The organism is Sporosarcina sp. FSL W8-0480 (assembly GCF_037963765.1).
In the GTDB taxonomy this organism is placed as follows: domain Bacteria; phylum Bacillota; class Bacilli; order Bacillales_A; family Planococcaceae; genus Sporosarcina.
Genome location: NZ_CP150166.1, coordinates 757,881 through 775,197, shown reverse-complemented (window position 1 = coordinate 775,197; position 17,317 = coordinate 757,881). Strand labels below are relative to the sequence as shown.

The 17,317-nt window shown below is 42.4% G+C and carries 19 protein-coding genes and 1 pseudogene; 6 read left to right on the top strand and 14 right to left on the bottom strand.

Annotated features, from left to right (window positions below):
• Positions 1-12: 12 nt before the first annotated feature.
• Positions 13-906, bottom strand: a complete 894-nt coding sequence (locus NSQ43_RS04065; protein WP_339253236.1) for a DMT family transporter — start codon at positions 904-906, stop codon at positions 13-15.
• Between the two features lie 138 nt (positions 907-1,044).
• Between NSQ43_RS04065 and NSQ43_RS04060 the strand changes: the two genes are divergently transcribed.
• Positions 1,045-1,794 carry a DUF3888 domain-containing protein gene (locus NSQ43_RS04060; RefSeq protein ID WP_339253234.1) on the top strand — a complete coding sequence of 250 codons (750 nt, stop codon included), beginning with the start codon at positions 1,045-1,047 and terminating at the stop codon, positions 1,792-1,794.
• A 25-nt stretch (positions 1,795-1,819) separates the two neighbouring features.
• On the opposite strand, the gene NSQ43_RS04055 is transcribed toward NSQ43_RS04060, so the two are convergent.
• The 9 genes and pseudogenes from NSQ43_RS04055 to NSQ43_RS04015 form a co-directional block, all read right to left on the bottom strand.
• Positions 1,820-2,827 carry a nitronate monooxygenase gene (locus tag NSQ43_RS04055; protein ID WP_339253232.1) on the bottom strand — a complete coding sequence of 336 codons (1,008 nt, stop codon included), beginning with the start codon at positions 2,825-2,827 and terminating at the stop codon, positions 1,820-1,822.
• 23 nt (positions 2,828-2,850) lie between these two features.
• Positions 2,851-3,999, bottom strand: coding sequence for a substrate-binding domain-containing protein (locus NSQ43_RS04050; RefSeq protein WP_339253230.1), 1,149 nt, complete (start codon positions 3,997-3,999; stop codon positions 2,851-2,853).
• A 248-nt stretch (positions 4,000-4,247) separates the two neighbouring features.
• Positions 4,248-4,442: a YwbE family protein gene (locus NSQ43_RS04045; RefSeq protein ID WP_339253229.1), complete on the bottom strand. Its 195-nt coding sequence runs from the start codon at positions 4,440-4,442 to the stop codon at positions 4,248-4,250.
• 65 nt (positions 4,443-4,507) lie between these two features.
• Positions 4,508-4,633, bottom strand: coding sequence for a hypothetical protein (locus NSQ43_RS04040; RefSeq protein ID WP_339253227.1), 126 nt, complete (start codon positions 4,631-4,633; stop codon positions 4,508-4,510).
• A gap of 36 nt (positions 4,634-4,669) precedes the next feature.
• Positions 4,670-5,242 (bottom strand): GNAT family protein, encoded by a 573-nt coding sequence (locus NSQ43_RS04035; RefSeq protein ID WP_339253225.1) that lies wholly within the window; start codon positions 5,240-5,242, stop codon positions 4,670-4,672.
• A 21-nt stretch (positions 5,243-5,263) separates the two neighbouring features.
• Positions 5,264-5,923 (bottom strand): annotated as a pseudogene (locus NSQ43_RS04030) (HAD hydrolase-like protein); the annotation flags it as partial.
• Between the two features lie 41 nt (positions 5,924-5,964).
• Positions 5,965-6,312: an NIPSNAP family protein gene (locus tag NSQ43_RS04025; RefSeq protein ID WP_339253223.1), complete on the bottom strand. Its 348-nt coding sequence runs from the start codon at positions 6,310-6,312 to the stop codon at positions 5,965-5,967.
• 76 nt (positions 6,313-6,388) lie between these two features.
• Complete coding sequence (locus NSQ43_RS04020; RefSeq protein ID WP_339253221.1) at positions 6,389-6,826, bottom strand: GNAT family N-acetyltransferase; 438 nt, start codon at positions 6,824-6,826, stop codon at positions 6,389-6,391.
• A 91-nt stretch (positions 6,827-6,917) separates the two neighbouring features.
• Positions 6,918-8,486 (bottom strand): amidohydrolase, encoded by a 1,569-nt coding sequence (locus NSQ43_RS04015; protein WP_339253220.1) that lies wholly within the window; start codon positions 8,484-8,486, stop codon positions 6,918-6,920.
• Between the two features lie 105 nt (positions 8,487-8,591).
• Between NSQ43_RS04015 and NSQ43_RS04010 the strand changes: the two genes are divergently transcribed.
• The 5 genes from NSQ43_RS04010 to pstA all read left to right on the top strand — a co-directional run bounded on the left by NSQ43_RS04010 (position 8,592) and on the right by pstA (position 13,099).
• Complete coding sequence (locus NSQ43_RS04010; RefSeq protein WP_339253217.1) at positions 8,592-9,032, top strand: YtoQ family protein; 441 nt, start codon at positions 8,592-8,594, stop codon at positions 9,030-9,032.
• Between the two features lie 199 nt (positions 9,033-9,231).
• A complete protein-coding gene (gene pstB / locus NSQ43_RS04005; protein WP_339253215.1) occupies positions 9,232-10,050 on the top strand; it encodes a phosphate ABC transporter ATP-binding protein PstB in 819 nt (272 codons plus the stop codon).
• 169 nt (positions 10,051-10,219) lie between these two features.
• Positions 10,220-11,194 carry a PstS family phosphate ABC transporter substrate-binding protein gene (locus NSQ43_RS04000; RefSeq protein WP_339253213.1) on the top strand — a complete coding sequence of 325 codons (975 nt, stop codon included), beginning with the start codon at positions 10,220-10,222 and terminating at the stop codon, positions 11,192-11,194.
• Between the two features lie 65 nt (positions 11,195-11,259).
• Positions 11,260-12,213 carry a phosphate ABC transporter permease subunit PstC gene (gene pstC / locus NSQ43_RS03995; RefSeq protein WP_339253211.1) on the top strand — a complete coding sequence of 318 codons (954 nt, stop codon included), beginning with the start codon at positions 11,260-11,262 and terminating at the stop codon, positions 12,211-12,213.
• A gap of 1 nt (position 12,214) precedes the next feature.
• Positions 12,215-13,099 (top strand): phosphate ABC transporter permease PstA, encoded by an 885-nt coding sequence (pstA, locus tag NSQ43_RS03990; protein WP_339253209.1) that lies wholly within the window; start codon positions 12,215-12,217, stop codon positions 13,097-13,099.
• A gap of 98 nt (positions 13,100-13,197) precedes the next feature.
• Here pstA and glmM read toward each other — a convergent pair whose 3' ends face one another.
• The 4 genes from glmM to NSQ43_RS03970 all read right to left on the bottom strand — a co-directional run bounded on the left by glmM (position 13,198) and on the right by NSQ43_RS03970 (position 17,290).
• On the bottom strand, positions 13,198-14,550 hold the full coding sequence (gene glmM, locus NSQ43_RS03985; RefSeq protein WP_339253207.1) for a phosphoglucosamine mutase: 1,353 nt from the start codon (positions 14,548-14,550) through the stop codon (positions 13,198-13,200).
• A gap of 43 nt (positions 14,551-14,593) precedes the next feature.
• Positions 14,594-15,865 (bottom strand): CdaR family protein, encoded by a 1,272-nt coding sequence (locus tag NSQ43_RS03980; RefSeq protein ID WP_339253205.1) that lies wholly within the window; start codon positions 15,863-15,865, stop codon positions 14,594-14,596.
• Positions 15,858-16,694 (bottom strand): diadenylate cyclase CdaA, encoded by an 837-nt coding sequence (gene cdaA, locus NSQ43_RS03975; protein WP_339253203.1) that lies wholly within the window; start codon positions 16,692-16,694, stop codon positions 15,858-15,860. Before cdaA ends, NSQ43_RS03980 begins: the two co-directional genes overlap by 8 nt.
• 89 nt (positions 16,695-16,783) lie before the next feature.
• Complete coding sequence (locus NSQ43_RS03970; RefSeq protein WP_339253201.1) at positions 16,784-17,290, bottom strand: hypothetical protein; 507 nt, start codon at positions 17,288-17,290, stop codon at positions 16,784-16,786.
• Positions 17,291-17,317 lie beyond the last annotated feature (27 nt).

The window sequence follows — 17,317 nt, the reverse complement described above, 5'->3', positions numbered from 1 at the left end:
CCCACCCCATCCTTACTTAGGTTCAATTTTAATTAAACCTGCTTTTTTTCTATTCAAAAAACTTAATTTCGTTTCCGATAAGATGATTGCGGCAAGTATCAAAACCGCCCCGATGCCCATCTTAACTGTAACTATCTCACTTAACAAAATGACAGAGAAGACCATTCCCCATAAGGATTCAGTAGATAGGATAATCGCCGCTTTCGTTTCCGTGATAAACTTCTGAGAAACTGTCTGCAATAAAAACGCAATTGTTGTCGAGAAAACACCTAAATATAATAAAGACGTCAATCCTCCAGGCTGCATGCTGAACGCCATTTCGCCCTTCACTAAAACGACTATGATCCCAATGACAGTAGCTGTCGTCATTTGAACAATCGTTAAATCGATTGGATTTTCCTGCCTCACAAATTGTGCTGTGTAAAAAATATGGAATGCGAATGCGATTGCGCAACAGAACGATAGAAAGTCACCAAAATTCACCCCAGCCGACCATTGAAGCGATAAAACTGCCACTCCGAACATTGCGAGGAAAGCGCCCGTCAATTCAAAAGCATCAAGCTTCTTTTTATAAATCGCAAGCCCAATAAACGGTACGACAACAACGTTCACAGCTGTTAAAAATGCGTTTTTTGATGGTGTTGTGAATTGAAGTCCGACAGTTTGCAACGCAAATGCGATATACAAAAACACCCCCAATATTGCTCCTTTGATTAGTGCACTTTTGGAGATGAATTTTAATTTCTTATAAAAAACGGCGCATAGTAAAACAGCACCAATTAAAAATCTCCCAGCCAAAATTTGATACGGAGTATATGTATCGAGTGCCACCGCACTTCCAACGAACCCACTTCCCCAAATTATTGCAGTTAGGATTAACCCGATTTCACCGATGTATTTCTTCATATGATCCCCCGATACGGATTTTTCATTTTTTCCATTATAACGTAACTTCGATAATCTGCTAATACCTGTTTTCAATAGCGTATTGTTTTATTCACAATGGAAACGCTAAGTTTAAAATAGGACAAGGAGGAATTTAGATTGAAAAGATTTTACTTCTTAAGCTTTTTTCTTGTACTGACAACTCTCCTCCAACCTCTTGTACCGAAAGCAAACGAGCCGATTGCTAACCTTGAATCCCTTGAAGATGCATTGTTGGTCACACTTCAGCCTTTTATAGCACAAGGAATTATCGATCATTATGGATACGATAAACCTTACAAGTTGCATGATGCGGAAGTAGTTGCCGTCAAGAGGGAAAAGGAAGGCGAATTTGCCTTCGTCGTGGAGGTTCGCGTGAAAACATTCGAAACTTCGGAGAATCCGCCTTATGGCAACGAGACATTGAAGTTTGGCCTTAATTCAAAAGGGGCTCAGCTTTTAGAGTTTTCCCACGTTGGCGATGAGGAAGAAAAGAGCGTAAAGCAATTTTATAAAGAAGTAATAATTGATATTAAAAAATCGTTCCGCTTAAACTTATTGCCATACGAACAATATAACTACAACCAGTTACGTTACAAAGCGGAAAAGAACAATGAGTATGATTCTCTTGCGCATATCGCGGAGGAAATTATCATTAATATCCTGAGCCCCGAAATACAACCCCCATACAAAAACGTCATTGATCCAGTGACGTTCGTTAGAGATAATGAAGGTTTTATCCTTTTCAAAAGAGCCGACGGGACAAATTTCTATTATAAAGTGCTGAAAGAGAACGGAATTTGGAACGTCGTCGAACAGGAAAGTGAAAAGGGTAAGAAAATGAAGTATGAATTATTATGGTATATGTAAAAAGAGGCGTTCTCACGCCTCTTTTTTAGTTAATGAATTTCTCTACAATTTCCATGACCGTTCCACTAACTGTTTCATGCACACTTTCCCCCGCCCATAAAGACATGAATTCAGGACGACCTTTAGCCGCCGCTTCAGTTCGGATTTTTTTCGTCAAATCATTTTGATATGGATACGGAGCAATTGGTACACCATTCATCATATCGATAAACTGATTTCTGATACCTCTTGCTGATTTTCCTGAAAAAGACTTTGTCAGGACAGTATTGTTTTCAGTTGCATCTAAGACTGCTTGTTTGTAAAGGGGATGTGCTCCACTTTCTTCTGTCGCAAGAAATGCTGTGCCGATTTGGACGGCTGCTGCACCGCGAAGAAGTTGAGTATCCATTTGCTTTTTGTTCGCTATCCCGCCAGCTGCAATCACTGGAATGCTTACAACTTCTACTGCTGTACGTAATAATTCATCAAGCGGAACAAGCTTTTCACAAAGGAATGACCCTCGATGACCTCCTGCTTCCTTACCTTGAACCACAACCGCATCCATGCCTACTTTTTCAGCCATCACTGCTTCCTCCACCGTCGTTGCTGTGCCTATTAAATAGATATCTTGCTTTTTGAGTTTACGAATTACTTCCTCGTCAGGCAATCCAAATGTAAATGAACAAATTTCAACGCGTTTCTCAATAATGACTTCGATTTGCTCGTGAAAAGAAGGTTCCGACAAAGGTGCTCTCCAAAAAGGCATGCCAAGCTTCTTGCCGACCGATTGCAAGCCAAGATATGCCTGGCGCATAAGTTCTTGATCCATTTCCACATCGTTAGGCACGAATAGATTGACGGCAATTGGTTTATCCGTTAGCTTTCTCACTTCCTCGATGAATACCCTTGTCGCCTCTCCGGAAAGATAACCTGCCCCGATGGAACCAAGGATTCCCACCTCCGCAGCAGCCGCCACGAATCGCGGAGTCGTCACACCTCCCATCGGGGCTTGGATGATTGGATATTTAATTCCCAATGTGACAGTAAAATTCATGTTCAACTCTCCCTCATTCATCATCACTTTCCGACAGGTACATATCCCGTCTTCTCCACTATTTCTTGCCCTTCATCCGACAATATCCACTCAATGAACGCTTCAACATGCGGATTATCGCTGCCCGCTGTTACTGCATAGAATTCACTTGTAATCGGATATTCACCTGAACGGATTGTTTCCACTGTCGGTTCGACACCATTCACGCTCAGCAGGCGGATCTTATTATTTTTCACCATTTGTGTCGAGTAGTACCTGAACGTATACCCGATCGCGTTCTTATGATTTTTATAGTCGGACACTTCACCGATTATAGTTCCCATAAGCGACATGACATCCTCAGTCGGGGGCTTCATAATTGGAGTCAGCCCCATGAAGCTTTGCAAGGCGGTTTGACTTCCGCTATTTTCAGGACGTTGGAATGCGCGGATTTCATCGTCTTTTCCACCGACGTCTTTCCAATTTGTGATCTTCCCGGAATAGATCCCTTTGATTTCATCCTCCGTCAAACTCTTCACAGGATTTTTGGAATTTACGAAGAAAACAAATGCCTCTTTCCCAATCGGTGTCAGCTTCAATTCCTTACCTGCACTTTCCGCCTGATTCAGTTGTGTTGTAGATGGTCCCAATGCGAAAATGATATCCACATCCCCGTTTATCAAGTTCGTATAAGCAGCACCAGTCCGATTGGACATTACTTCGCTGTCATAAGGCTGGTATTCCTTTTCCGGATAAACAGATTGTGCGAATGCGGCGTAAATCGGATATAGTGCTGTTGCACCGTCGATTATTGGTAAATCATCTTCAATTTTCAATGATGCCGGCTTCTCCATCCAAACAGCCTTTGTTCCCTTTTCAAATGGCTGATAATCAGTGAGATTAACCTGACCATCCGTAATTGTCGGCCGTGTTTTCTCATAGACACTTGGAATTGTGAAAACAAGCGAGATGGCGATAAGAGCAGCCGTGCCAATCCAGAAATACTTTTTATACTTGAACAGTTCAAAACGTACCATGACAAGTATTGCTCCAAATGATAGGTACGCCGCGATGACAAGAGGTACAAAATATCCCTGATTTGAAACATATAGAAAAAACGCAGCAAGCCCGGCAATTGGAAAAATTAAAGCCCATATGAATAAAACCGACAATATCCCCCAAAACGTTTTCAAGGTGGTTCCCCCCTTTTTTTGTAGCCCTCTCTTTCAAACAGTATACAATATTTTGGAAACTATTGGTTGATGAGCTGGAAATAAAAAATGCCGAATGGAATGATCCATTCGGCGAATGTTATAAAACTTCTAATCAGCAGTAATTGGTTCCTGCTTTGGACGTGAAATCGGCTTCTTTGGACGCGCGAGTACTCGCTTTGGAAGTGGAACCGGCTTCTTTGTACGAGATTAATTTCAGACGACAAATTTCACTCTAAAATATCGCTGACCCTTCCGATTTGCCCGTCTGTTAGTCGAACTTTTATACCATGCGGATGGAAGCTTGAATTGGTCAATAAATCCTTTACGACTCCTTCCGTTTTAACTCCTGTACGCTGATTTTTTTTAAGAATGACAGCAACTTTTAATCCAGGTTTTACATCGCTTCGATTACGTCCGTCCATCGTTACTCACTCCCCTTCTAAATTTCATCAACTATCGCCCTATCATGACAATTTTCTACAGTTTATCATACTGCATCCCAAGAATAGCGAGCCGCATCTTCGGGCAGATACGTTTTCACAGTCTTACGGGAGTTATCACCGACTCTCGGCTGTTTACCACCGACTTTCGAGGGTTTATCACCGACTCTCATGTGGTTATCACCGACTTAGCCCACTTTATCACCGACTCACCTTTTCAGATGGCGAATATTGTTGAGTCCCTGCCAATTTTCCCTTGTCAATTTCATATTAATCGAGTCGATCCATTCCCCTTCGTACTCCAGATCATTTTTATCAACGCTTACAGGCACAAAACCAACCTTTTCATAAACATGCCTCGCCCTTGGATTAAAGTCAAACACACTTAAGGTCAGTTCGTGAAGCGTCGTATTTCCAAATATGTAATCAACAATAAGGTGAGTAGCCTCCGTCCCAAGTCCCCGATTTCTTCCCCTCGGCCCAATCAGGATTCTGAAATTCATGCTATGATTTTCTTCATAATATAAATTGATTACCGCTTCTCCCACTAAGACGTCTTGGGCAGGATCAACAATCGCAAGATCCAAGCGATCCGTTTGATCATTCCTTGTTTCGTACCAATTGCGAATGAAATCCCAGTCAAAATCTGTTGTGCTTCCTGTCAGTTTAAGTACTTCCGGATCCTTCAAGCACTCCTCTATGAAAGGGAAGTCCTCAGTCTTAAATGGTCTTAGGCGAACATTTTCTCCCTCTATTAACGGTTTATAACTTAGTACTATCATTTATTTTCACTCCAATAATTGTTAACTTTTCATGCCTATCATTGTTTTTAACTCAAGCAAGCCATCGATTACTATATCAGCTTGAGCCATTTCATCTTCCCTGGCAAAATCGAAGTTACAACCTATTGCAAATAACCCGTTCTCTTTAGCTGCATTGATATCTGAAATCCGATCACCCACCACTGCCCCTTTTGTAATACCATATTTCTTTACAATACTACGGACGAGATCCACTTTATTCAATGAGTCAATTTGTTCAATACTAAATGTTTCAGTAACCCAACGATCTAAACAATAATAGCTCACTATAGCTTCAAGGTAATCAACTAACCCATTGCTCGCTATGTAGATCGAACATTGATTCTCTTTCAAATAACCGAAGAGTTCCTTGACACCCGGATATAAAGCACCGTTCCCATTTCTTATATTTTCAAGTAACCTTTCAAGGAAATACGCATCCGTGAGCTCCCTTTCTTTCATTGAATGATTGGGCATCAATGTTTCCCATACTTTTGGCAACGGAACACCCATTATCTCCCGATACTTCTCAATAGGTGTAGCGCTATCCCATTTATTCATTGATCGTAAGTGTTCAAACGTATCATCGAGCGCTAATTTTAGGATTCTATCTGTTTGAAAAAGTGTGCCGTCCATGTCGAATATAAAAGACTGTATCATTTCCACTCTCCTATGCAATGCAGAGTTATTGGTTAAACATAACCTTATACGTTCTCTTCTACAGTTGATGTTAATATTTCATTTTTAACCTCTAATATGTATTTCTTTAATACGTAGTCTCGACCACCATTCTTTGCATAACAGTCTTTAACACGCTCCACATGAGCGTAATCATTTCTTATTCGGGTTTCGATTTTCAAATAGTCCTCATAGCTGTCATATTCCCAAATAGCAAAAACCTCGACAGTATCGTCTTCATTCTCTTTCATCCAACGACCGATTAATCGAGAACCGTATTTAAGCTGGTTAGGCAAGTTGGTTTTATTAAAATGTTCATTAAAGTTCTCAACAAACTCTTTTTTCACCGTATAAAACTTTCTTCTATAAAACATAGTATCCCCCATTATTCATTGTCTACATTGGTATATCTTTATGAAGCTATCACGACCGACTACGGACGATTCTGATTCAAATTATACCTTTTGTAAATCCCGTGCTTTTACCTACATAGCCATTATTGGTATAGAAAGTATGTGCCGGTTGCCGTTCTTCTCTATTACCACTATTTAAAGTTATAGCTACTGCTCCTTGTTGAATTGCCCAATCTTCACAAGCCTTTAATAGCATTGTTCCAATTCCTTGCCTGCGTTCTCTAAAACTTACAACAAATGCAATAATACGTATATATGTACCTGTAAATTCGAAAGCAAGTGCCTTGCACACCCCTGCAAAACCTATAACTCGATTGTTCTTAACAACCACTAATGCTTCGTAATCTTCATGACTTAGTAGTAACTCTAATCGTTTCGTTAATTCTTCAAGTGTGGTGGGGTAACCTAATTCACTCATCAATTCGACTAAATCATTGAAATCTGTTGGTTGTATTGCTCTTATTTCAAAGCCCATACATTTCTCCCCTTTCCTTCTTGAATATCTAACATACTAAAAAGAAGATAACAGACGATTACCATCATGTTATCTTCCCCCAAATATGTTATCATCTTGGATACATCAAATCTCCCGCTACAACCGTCAAAACAACAGTCGCATCAAGGATTTCCTCTTCATCCACCTCAAACAAATCCTTATCAAGAACCGTAAAGTCCGCATCGAAACCGACTGAGAGCTTCCCTCGGGAATCCGCCTTTCCGATTGTTGCGGCAGCACCCGTTGTGAATAAACCGACCGCTTCAAATCGACTCAGCTTCTCTTTCGGCAAATACCCTTCATGCGTCTCGTTAGGTTTCCTCCTCGTCACTGCCGCATATATACCTAATAACGGATTGACCTCCTCAATTGGCGCATCTGACCCAGCCCCACAAATGAAGCCTTCATCAAGAAGACGTTTCCACGCGTATGCCCAGTCCAAACGTTCTTCTCCTAAGCGGTCCATCACCCACGGAAAATCGGATGATACAAAAACTGGCTGAATGTCGAGCACGACTGGAAGTTTTTTCATTCGCTCCACCAAATCATCACGCAACACATTCACATGGATAAGTCGATCGCGCTTCCCTTCAGGCACTGGATGACGTTCGATTGCGTCCAATCCTTTCTCAACAGCCCCGTCCCCGATCATATGCATCGCAACAGCTTGTCCATATTTACGGGCAGTCGCCACAAGTTCATCAATTTCCTCATCTGTTACTACAGCTGTACCTGAAGTGGATGGATTATCCGCGTAAGGTTCGCTTAACAGTGCAGTGCTTCCACCAAGCGCACCATCGATGAAGAACTTCATTTCCCCCGGCTCAATCCAAGGTTCATCATAAGTCGCTTCATCTTCCATCAATTGCGTAAATACGGTCGACCTGCGCAATAAATGAGCACGGAATTTCTTCTCTTCACCAAGTACATTTCTAAATGCCTGTAGCGGATTTCTATAATCGCCATAATAACCAAGGTCATCCGTAACAGCACCCGTCAGTCCAAGCGACAGCAGATCATCCACCGATTTCTCAAGCGCCTTCGTGAGCATTTCCTCTGTCGGTTCCGGTATTAGCTGCAACAGTCGATCCATCGGGCCTTCCTTCAGCAAACCGTTCGGCTCTCCATTTTCATCCCGCCCGATCACCCCATCATCCGGATCAGGTGTATCTTTCGTAATACCGGCAAGCTCCAAAGCCTTTGAGTTAACAAGCGCTGCATGCCTGCATGTCCGTTTCAGCAACATCGGTGAAGTTGTCACCTTATCCAGTTCGTAGCGCGTAAAGATTTTTTTATCGGAAAAATTGTTTTCATTCCATCCTTCGCCAATGAACCACTCATCCTCTTTCAAATCAGGATGGGCATTCATGAGCATGTCCATCATGTCATCAGCAGACTTCGCCTTGGACAGATCCAAACTGAGCAATTTCTGCCCATGCCCAATCATATGCATATGGTTGTCGATGAACCCTGGATAAAGGACAGCCCCTTTTAGGCTAATCCCCATATCCGCTTCATTCACCAATTCATCATAATTGCCAACTGCAATGATTTTACCGTTTTGGGTTAGAATCGCTTCTACTGTTTCTCCTTCATTTTCCATCGTATATAGCTTCCCATTACTCCAAATAATTTTCATAAAGACTACCCCCTTACCTATATTCTAATCTTTCAGGCAGTTGCAGGCAATCTTATTTGGGAATGAATGCTATAATGGAGCTAACATATAGAGGAGGGATTTTTAATGAGATTGACTGTATATCTTGCTGGTGAAATCCATACTTCGTGGCGTGAAGAGGTGAAGCAGAAGGCAGCAGCTTTGAAGTTGCCAATCGATTTCGTCGGACCGATGGAAGACCACGACCGTTCCGACAATATCGGGGAAGAGATTTTAGGCAAGCAACCGAATGCCATCTTCAAAGATGCCGCCGCTTCAAGCTTCAATAACTTGCGTACTGAGATTTTAATGAAGAAGGCGGATCTTGTCATCGCGCTTTTCGGGGAACAATATAAGCAATGGAACACGGCAATGGATGCGAGTGCCGCAGTGGCCTATGGGAAGCCGCTCATCCTGATCCGTAACGAGCAGCATCATCACCCACTGAAAGAACTATCACGCAAAGCACATGCCACCGTTGAAAACGTCGACCAAGCGGTGAAGGCTTTAAAGTATATTTTCGATTGAAATTGAGGACTATCCGAAGGGGGATAGTCTTTTTAATTGTCAGAAGTAACTTATCACCGACCTTCTGCGCGATATCACCGACTCACACTAAATCGGTCTATTAATCCTCTTTTACAAATCCTTTACAAACCCTTCATATCCACTCAACATTCATTCTCTATACTTTAACTAAAGTCTCAATCCAATAGGAGGATAGCAAATGACTTTAGTGCATGAACGAAGAAAAGAAAAGACGTTATCAGTCGTCAAGAACGAAAATTGGGTAAAGCCGATCTATGAAACGAATGGTTTAAATCTATGGTACGGCACATCACATGCCTTGAAAAATATTGAGTTGGACATTAACGAACGCGAAGTGACTGCGATTATCGGCCCGTCCGGTTGTGGGAAATCGACATTTCTAAAAACGTTGAATCGAATGGTCGAAACTGCAACGGATGTCACCATTTCAGGCAATGTCACTTTCAAAGGGAATAATATCTTGGGGAAAGCAATGCCTGTAGAAATTTTACGTTCCAAAGTCGGCATGGTATTTCAGAAGCCGAATCCATTTCCAAAATCGATTTATGAAAATATCGCGTTTGGTCCGCGGGTACATGGCATTCGTAACAAAGCTACGCTCGATATGATAGTAGAAGAAAGCTTGAAGAAAGCTGCTCTATGGGATGAAGTGAAAGACCGTCTCCATAAAAGCGCGTACGGCCTTTCTGGTGGACAACAACAACGGTTATGTATTGCCCGTTGCCTCGCGATCGATCCAGAAGTGATCTTGATGGACGAACCGACTTCTGCGCTTGACCCGGTTTCTACTCATAAAATCGAAGAATTGATTCATGGCATTAAAAATGATGTGACAATCGCTATCGTTACACATAATATGCAGCAAGCCGCTCGTATTTCCGATCGCACTGCATTTTTCCTTAACGGTGAAGTGATTGAAGAAGATCGGACAACAACAATCTTCAATACCCCTTCAGATAAGTTGACGGACGACTATATTAATGGTCGATTCGGATGAATGAAAAACCCGCTTATTAAAAGCGGGTTTTTATTTATTCATAAAACAATATATTTACAATACATTTACATTTTAACAACACTCACTTAATAATCATCCTTTAAGATATTAGTTGTGAGGGAGAAATCCTTCATTTACATTAGAACATAACTCAGGGGAGGATTTATCAATGAAGTTCAACAAGTTTCTTTTATTCATGATCATCGCTGCTTTTGCGGTAGTTCTTGCGGCATGTGGTGAAGATGACGATTCCGCCAAATCGGAAAAGAATAATGCGTCCGCGAAAAGCGCAAGTCTGGAAGGCAGCGTCGCCATCGACGGTTCCGGAACTGTGTACCCGCTTATGGCTCGTCTTGCTGAAGAATACATGATTAACGAACAAGAGAACGTATCCGTAGAAGTGAGCCGTGCTGGAACAAGCGCAGGTTTCAAGAAATTCCTTGTTGAAAACGGAACGGACTTTAACGATGCATCCCGTAACATTAAAGATGAAGAAGCTGCTGAAGCAGAAAAGCTTGGTATTGAAGTGAAAGAATTGAAAGTTGCTTTAGATGGTCTTACATTCGTTATCAATAAAGACAACGATTGGGCAACTGAAATGACACCTGAAGAATTGATCAGCATTTTCCTTGCAGATAGCACAGTCGAAAAATGGTCAGACATCAATCCTGATTGGCCAAACGAAAAAATCAAAGCTATGGGACCGAATGAAAACCACGGAACATATGAATTCTTCTATGAAAAAATTCTCGATAAGCAAGATATGGATAGCTCTGTCAACTTGCAACAAGAGTATTCAACTCTTGTAAACCTTGTTTCTGAAGACAAGAACGGTATCGCATTCTTTGGATTCGGTTACTACGTTAACAACCAAGATAAGTTGAATGCTGTTTCAGTAGACTTCGGTAACGGTCCTGTCGAGCCAGCACTTGATACAATTGCTGAAGATGGTGACTACGCTGACTTCACTCGCCCGGTCTTCACTTATTTGAATGTGAACCATGCAAAAGAAAAACCACAAGTTAAAGACTTTGCAATTTACGTCATGAACAATATTAATAAATTTGCAGGCGAAACGGGCTTTGCTCCAATTCCTGAAACTGAAGTTAAAGAAAACATCAGCTTCTTAGAAGGCCTAAAATAAACTAAGTGGATGAGGGCGACTTAAAGCTCTCATCCTCTTGTACCTTAATGGAAGGAGTTCCACTTATGATAAACCAAGGAATGACTAAGAAGGATAAAGTGAATATCCGTGAAATGATCGACCAAAACCAACGCGGGAATTCAATCAAAAGGAAAGTTGAAAAAGCAATTCCTATTTTTCTCTCACTTATCGCCTCAATTTCTGTCCTAACGACTATTGGCATCATATGGACGTTGTTATCCGAAACGGTGGAGTTTTTCAAACGGGTGCCATTCCTCGACTTCTTTACGGGAACCGTATTGAAGCCACTTAGCCAGAACCCTGAATTCGGAGTGCTTCCTCTATTGATGGGAACTGTCACTTCTTCTTTAATCGCACTTTTGGTTGCTGCACCAATCGGCTTGATGGCGGCTATTTACTTAAGCGAATATGCATCTCCTAAAGTACGTAAAGTGGTTAAGCCGATTCTTGAGCTACTTGCCGGCGTCCCAACAATTGTCTACGGTTTCTTCGCTTTTACATTTGTGACGCCTTTATTACGCGAGTTCATCCCAAGTCTACAAGCGACGAATATCCTTAGCCCAGGCTTAGTCATGGGTGTCATGATCATTCCGATGATTGCCTCATTATCTGAAGACGCAATGAGCTCAGTACCAACTGCAATGCGTGATGGGGCGGCTGGATTAGGAGCGACTAAGCTTGAAGTGACACGGAAAGTTGTCATACCAGCAGCTTTATCCGGCATTATCGCTTCTTTCGTACTTGGCATTTCACGTGCCATCGGGGAAACGATGATTGTGACAATCGCAAGCGGTAGTACGAAAAACTTTACGTTCGACATTACACAATCGATGCAGACGATGACTGCTTATATCGTTGAAGTAACTGGCGGAGATGCCGCTACAGGAACGACGGTCTATTACAGTCTATATGCAGTAGCTATGACCCTATTCGTTTTCACACTCATTATGAATCTTCTTGCAAGAGCCGTTTCCAAGAAATTCAGGGAGGAATACTAAAATGAATCAACTGAGCGAAAAACAACATATCCGTCGTACCAAGTTCCGCTTGCTTTTGAATAAATTCTCGAAGACAATTTTCATGTTAGCCGCCTTCTTCGGACTGTTCTTTTTAGTCGTTTTACTGTCCAAAGTCATAGCTGATGGCATTGGTTTCATTAATTTTGATTTCCTAACTAATAAATTATCGACTCAACCGGAACGTGCAGGCATTATGGGAGCAATATTAGGCACATTTTGGCTCATGCTTGTTGTTGCTCCAGTTACGATGTTTATAGGCGTTGGCACCGCCATATATTTGGAGATGTATGCAAAGAAAGGTCGCGTACTTGACTTCATTCAAACGAACATCTCCAATTTAGCTGGCGTTCCCTCGATTGTTTATGGAATCCTTGGAATGACGGTTTTTGTCCGGGCCATGAACCTTGGAAACGTTGTCCTTGCCGGTGGTTTGGCGATGTCTTTATTGATATTGCCGATTGTAATTGTTGCGAGCCAAGAAGCAATCCGTTCCATTCCTTTCTTTTTAAGTGAAGCAGCTTACGGACTTGGTGCAACGAAATGGCAGACAATACAGCGGGTCATCTTACCGGCAGCACTTCCAGGAATTTTGACTGGTGCGATTCTTGCTCTCTCGCGTGCAATCGGTGAAACGGCTCCTCTTGTGGTCATAGGCATACCTGCTTTACTTATCCCGTTCCCGGGTGGAATTTTGGATCGCTTTACTGTGTTACCGGTTCAAATCTATTACTGGACGTTAGACGCTTCATTAGTTGCGGAGTACGCCAATTTGGCAGCTGCTACAATTATCGTTCTGCTTGTGGCACTCTTCATCTTGAATTCAACAGCGATCATCATCCGAAACAAATTCCAGCGGGTATTTTAATTTAGCAATATAATCGCATCCAACTGAGGATGCGATTTTTTCATATAATTTAATCCAAAAAAAATAGGAACCCTTTTTCAAGGAGTTCCTATTTTCCGTCATTCTTCAGTTCCCATTTCTTCTCGCACGACTTGTGCAATTTCGTTTACATACCGTTCACATGCATCATGATCCGGTGCTTCCACCATAACTCGGACAAGAGGCTCTGTGCCGGATGGACGGACAAGTACCCTGCCGTTTCCAGCCATCTCCTCTTCAACTTGCTTAATGATTGCTGCGACGCGGTCATTTTCAGTGACTTTGTTTTTATCCGTTACACGAACATTCACAAGTTCCTGTGGATAAATCGTCATTCCACTTGCAAGTTCCGACAGCTTCTTGCCTGTCCTTTTCATAATGTTAACAAGTTGTAAGGCAGTCAATAAGCCGTCACCAGTTGTATTGTAATCAAGGAGGATGATATGACCAGATTGTTCCCCTCCAAGATTGTAACCACCTTTTTTCATTTCTTCTACAACATATCGGTCACCAACGGCAGCTTTGACACTCATCATACCGTTTTGATCCAACGCCTTGTAAAAGCCAAGGTTACTCATAATTGTTGAAACGATTGTATCTGATTTCAGCCTTCCTTTTGAGTGGAGATGACTTCCTATAATGAACATGATCTGATCTCCATCGACAATTCGCCCCAATTCATCGACTGCGATGAGACGATCTCCATCACCATCAAAAGCAAGTCCAATATCCGCACCTTTTTCAACCACAAGTTTACTTAGAACTTCTGGATGAGTTGAACCGACACCATCATTAATGTTCAATCCATTTGGAGAAGCACCCATCGTCGTCAAATCTGCATCCAAGTCTGCAAATACATGTGTTGCCAAAGAAGATGTTGCACCGTGCGCACAATCCAATGCGATATGGAGGTCAGTGAACTCCTCGTCAACTGTCTGCTTCAAGTATTGGATATATTTATGTCCACCCTCGAAGTAATCCGTTACTGTACCCACCTCACCACCAATAGGACGTGGTAAATGATCTGAATCTGAATTCAAAAGGATTTCAATCTCGTCTTCCTGCTCGTCCGTCAGCTTAAATCCATCCGCACCGAAGAACTTAATGCCGTTATCCTCAACTGGATTATGGGATGCTGAAATCATGACACCCGCCTCAGCGTTCATTGCTCGGGTCAAATATGCAACACCCGGTGTACTGATTACACCAAGTCTCATTACTTCAATTCCTACTGATAAAAGCCCGGCAATCAATGCGTTCTCCAACATATGACCTGAAATGCGGGTATCCCGGCCAACAAGCACTTGGGATGGCTCCTGAGCATCCTTCGTCAACACATAGCCACCGATTCTTCCTAGTTTAAAAGCCAGCTCAGGCGTTAGTTCTTTATTTGCAATCCCACGGACGCCATCCGTCCCGAAATACTTTGTCATTATTCATACTCCCTTTCAATGATGTATAACAGCTTCTTCATCGTCAAGCAAGCTTTACTTCCATCGTTACTTCTTCTTCTGAAAGCTTCCAGGCAATATTATCCGGGCCTTCCACAGACAACGGATAGATATACTCACCCTCACTATCCGCTTTAGAAGCATCGACACTCACTTTGAAATCCGCGATACTTAGAGCGTTAATCACTTCCGGTTTTGCTGTGATGGTTAAGTCTACTTTCCCATCTGCCGGTTTTCGAAAAACACTTGTGAATCGTTCATCCAGCCCTTTCACATCAACTGGAATGTCTTTAAATTCCTTTGTTACATTTTCAACATCAGCAGTGTCCATCGAAACGTCGGGTGGATCCTCAATGCTTTTTACAGTAGCGGAAATGTTCACTTTAACTTTATCTAACGAAATTTGAGAGACGCCTTTTGGTTTAGGAATGTTCAATTCAACCGATTCGGTTTCTTTCACATTGGAGATATCCACGTCCACCACAATTTCCTTAATGGTATCCAATACCTTTTTCGGGCCATGAAGCTTTACTGTTTTCGAATCGGAGGAAATGGAATCTATTGTGACATTTTCACCTGAGACTCCTCTTTGCCTCAAAACAATCGGGACCTCGGTATTATACTCTTCGACTTCCACTATCACCGTTACTTCTTCAGGATTGATTTTGACATTTAGTTTATTAAGATCCCGGTCAAGAACTCGAACTCGAGCTTTTTGATTAAAGGATTTGTTAATGCCGTTATCACCGGTGACTGAAACTTTAACGAAACTAATTGCCTCAATTACGCTTTTCGCACCTGTAACTTCAATTCTTGCCGGCTCGACTTCCATTTTGACGACATTAAAGTCTTCCGCCAACAGTCGCTCATTCAATTCTGGATCCACTCTGAAGGTTTGAGTGATTTTTTCTTCGTAAAGTACCTCTATTGTTTTAGGTTCCAATTTTACATCTAACTTATCGGAAAGGTTCTCTGTTTTAATTTCCAATGTGTGGCGGCCCAATGGTTCCGTTCTTAAATCGACTTTCAATGTAAAATCTCTCAGCAACTTTGCCGACTGGACAAGGCTTGAGGGACCTGAAATTGTAACATCCACTGTTTCAGGTGCTCCCGTTACGACATAATTATCCTTATCATAGTACACCTCAAGGGGAATGCCTTTGATGATATCAACGGCGTCGCCTATACTTGCCCCATTCGTTTTTTCGTTTTCCGATTTGACGGAAAAGAACAAGATAATGGCAAGGGCCAATGCAGTGAACCGGAGAAACCATGGGCGATCCATAAACTTATCCATTTTTCCGTTTCCCCCATTTCCAGAATGAAGTTTGCGATGTTTCAGTCTCTACTCCAAACCAAACTTGTCGCAACTGCTTTTCGAATTCATCCATCGAGAGATTGCGGTTAATATCACCATTTGCAGTCAAGCTGACACCACCCGTTTCCTCCGAAACGACAATCGTGATCGCATCGGTCACTTCACTAATCCCAAGAGCCGCCCTATGACGAGTCCCTAATTCTTTTGAGATAAAAGGGTTTTCGGAAAGTGGTAAATAACAACCGGCTGCGGCAATCCGATTTTTCTGCAAGATGACAGCCCCATCATGCAATGGTGTATTCGGGATAAAGATATTGATCAACAATTCTGAGCTGACATTTGAATTCATCTGGATTCCAGTTTCAATATACTCGCTCAACCCTGTTTCCCGTTCAATTGAGATAAGTGCCCCAATCCTTCGCTTCGCCATGTAACTTACCGATTTGCTAAATGCCTCGATAAGCCGATCTCGTTCCTCTTCCTCCTGCATCGCGGATCGTGCGAAGAGGCGACCACGGCCTAATTGCTCCAGTGCTCTTCGTACCTCTGGTTGGAAAATGATTATAATCGCAAGGAAACCGAACATCAGCACTTGGTCTATCATCCATCCCAATGTGTTTAGACCAAGATATTCCGTCAGAATGCGCGCGAACACAATGACAAAAATTCCTTTTAACAGCTGAACTGCCTTCGTCCCTTTTATGATTGTGATCAGTTTATAGAAAACGAACCAAACGAGAAGCACATCCACTATATTTTTAAGTATTTCAATCGGACTCATATTAGTTATAATATCCCAACCAGGCATGCGCTTCCCCACCTTCATCCCAAATTCTTATACTATAGTATATCATATAGCCCCATTCCAATGCTCCCGTTAAAGCGAGAGTATTGGATTTATAAGGCAGTTGTTTTTACTGGTTCCCATGGTTTCAATATACTGCTGTATTTGGACGAATAGTAGTGTGATTTTGTTGCAGTATGTGGGATGAGTTCTTGAGCGCGGTTTGGCTTTCTTGAGCGCTTGGGGGAGTTCTTGAGCGCGGATTGGCTTTCTTGAGCGCTTGGGGGAGTTCTTGAGCGCGGATTGCCTTTCTTGAGCGCTTGGGGGAGTTCTTGAGCGCGGTTTGCCTTTCTTGAGCGCTTGAAGGAGTTTTTGAGCGCGGATTGCCTTTCTTGAGCGCTTGGGGGAGTTCTTGAGCGCGGTTTGGCTTTCTTGAGCGCTTTGGGGAGTTCTTGAGCGCGGATTGGAGTTCTTGAGCGCTTGAAGGAGTTCTTAAGCGCGGTTTGGCTTTCTTGAGCGCTTGGGGGAGTTCTTGAGCGTGGTTTGGCTTTCTTGAGCGCTTGGGGGAGTTCTTGAGCGCGGATTGCCTTTCTTGAGCGCTTGGGGGAGTGCTTGAGCACGGATTGCCTTTCTTGAGCGCTTTAGAG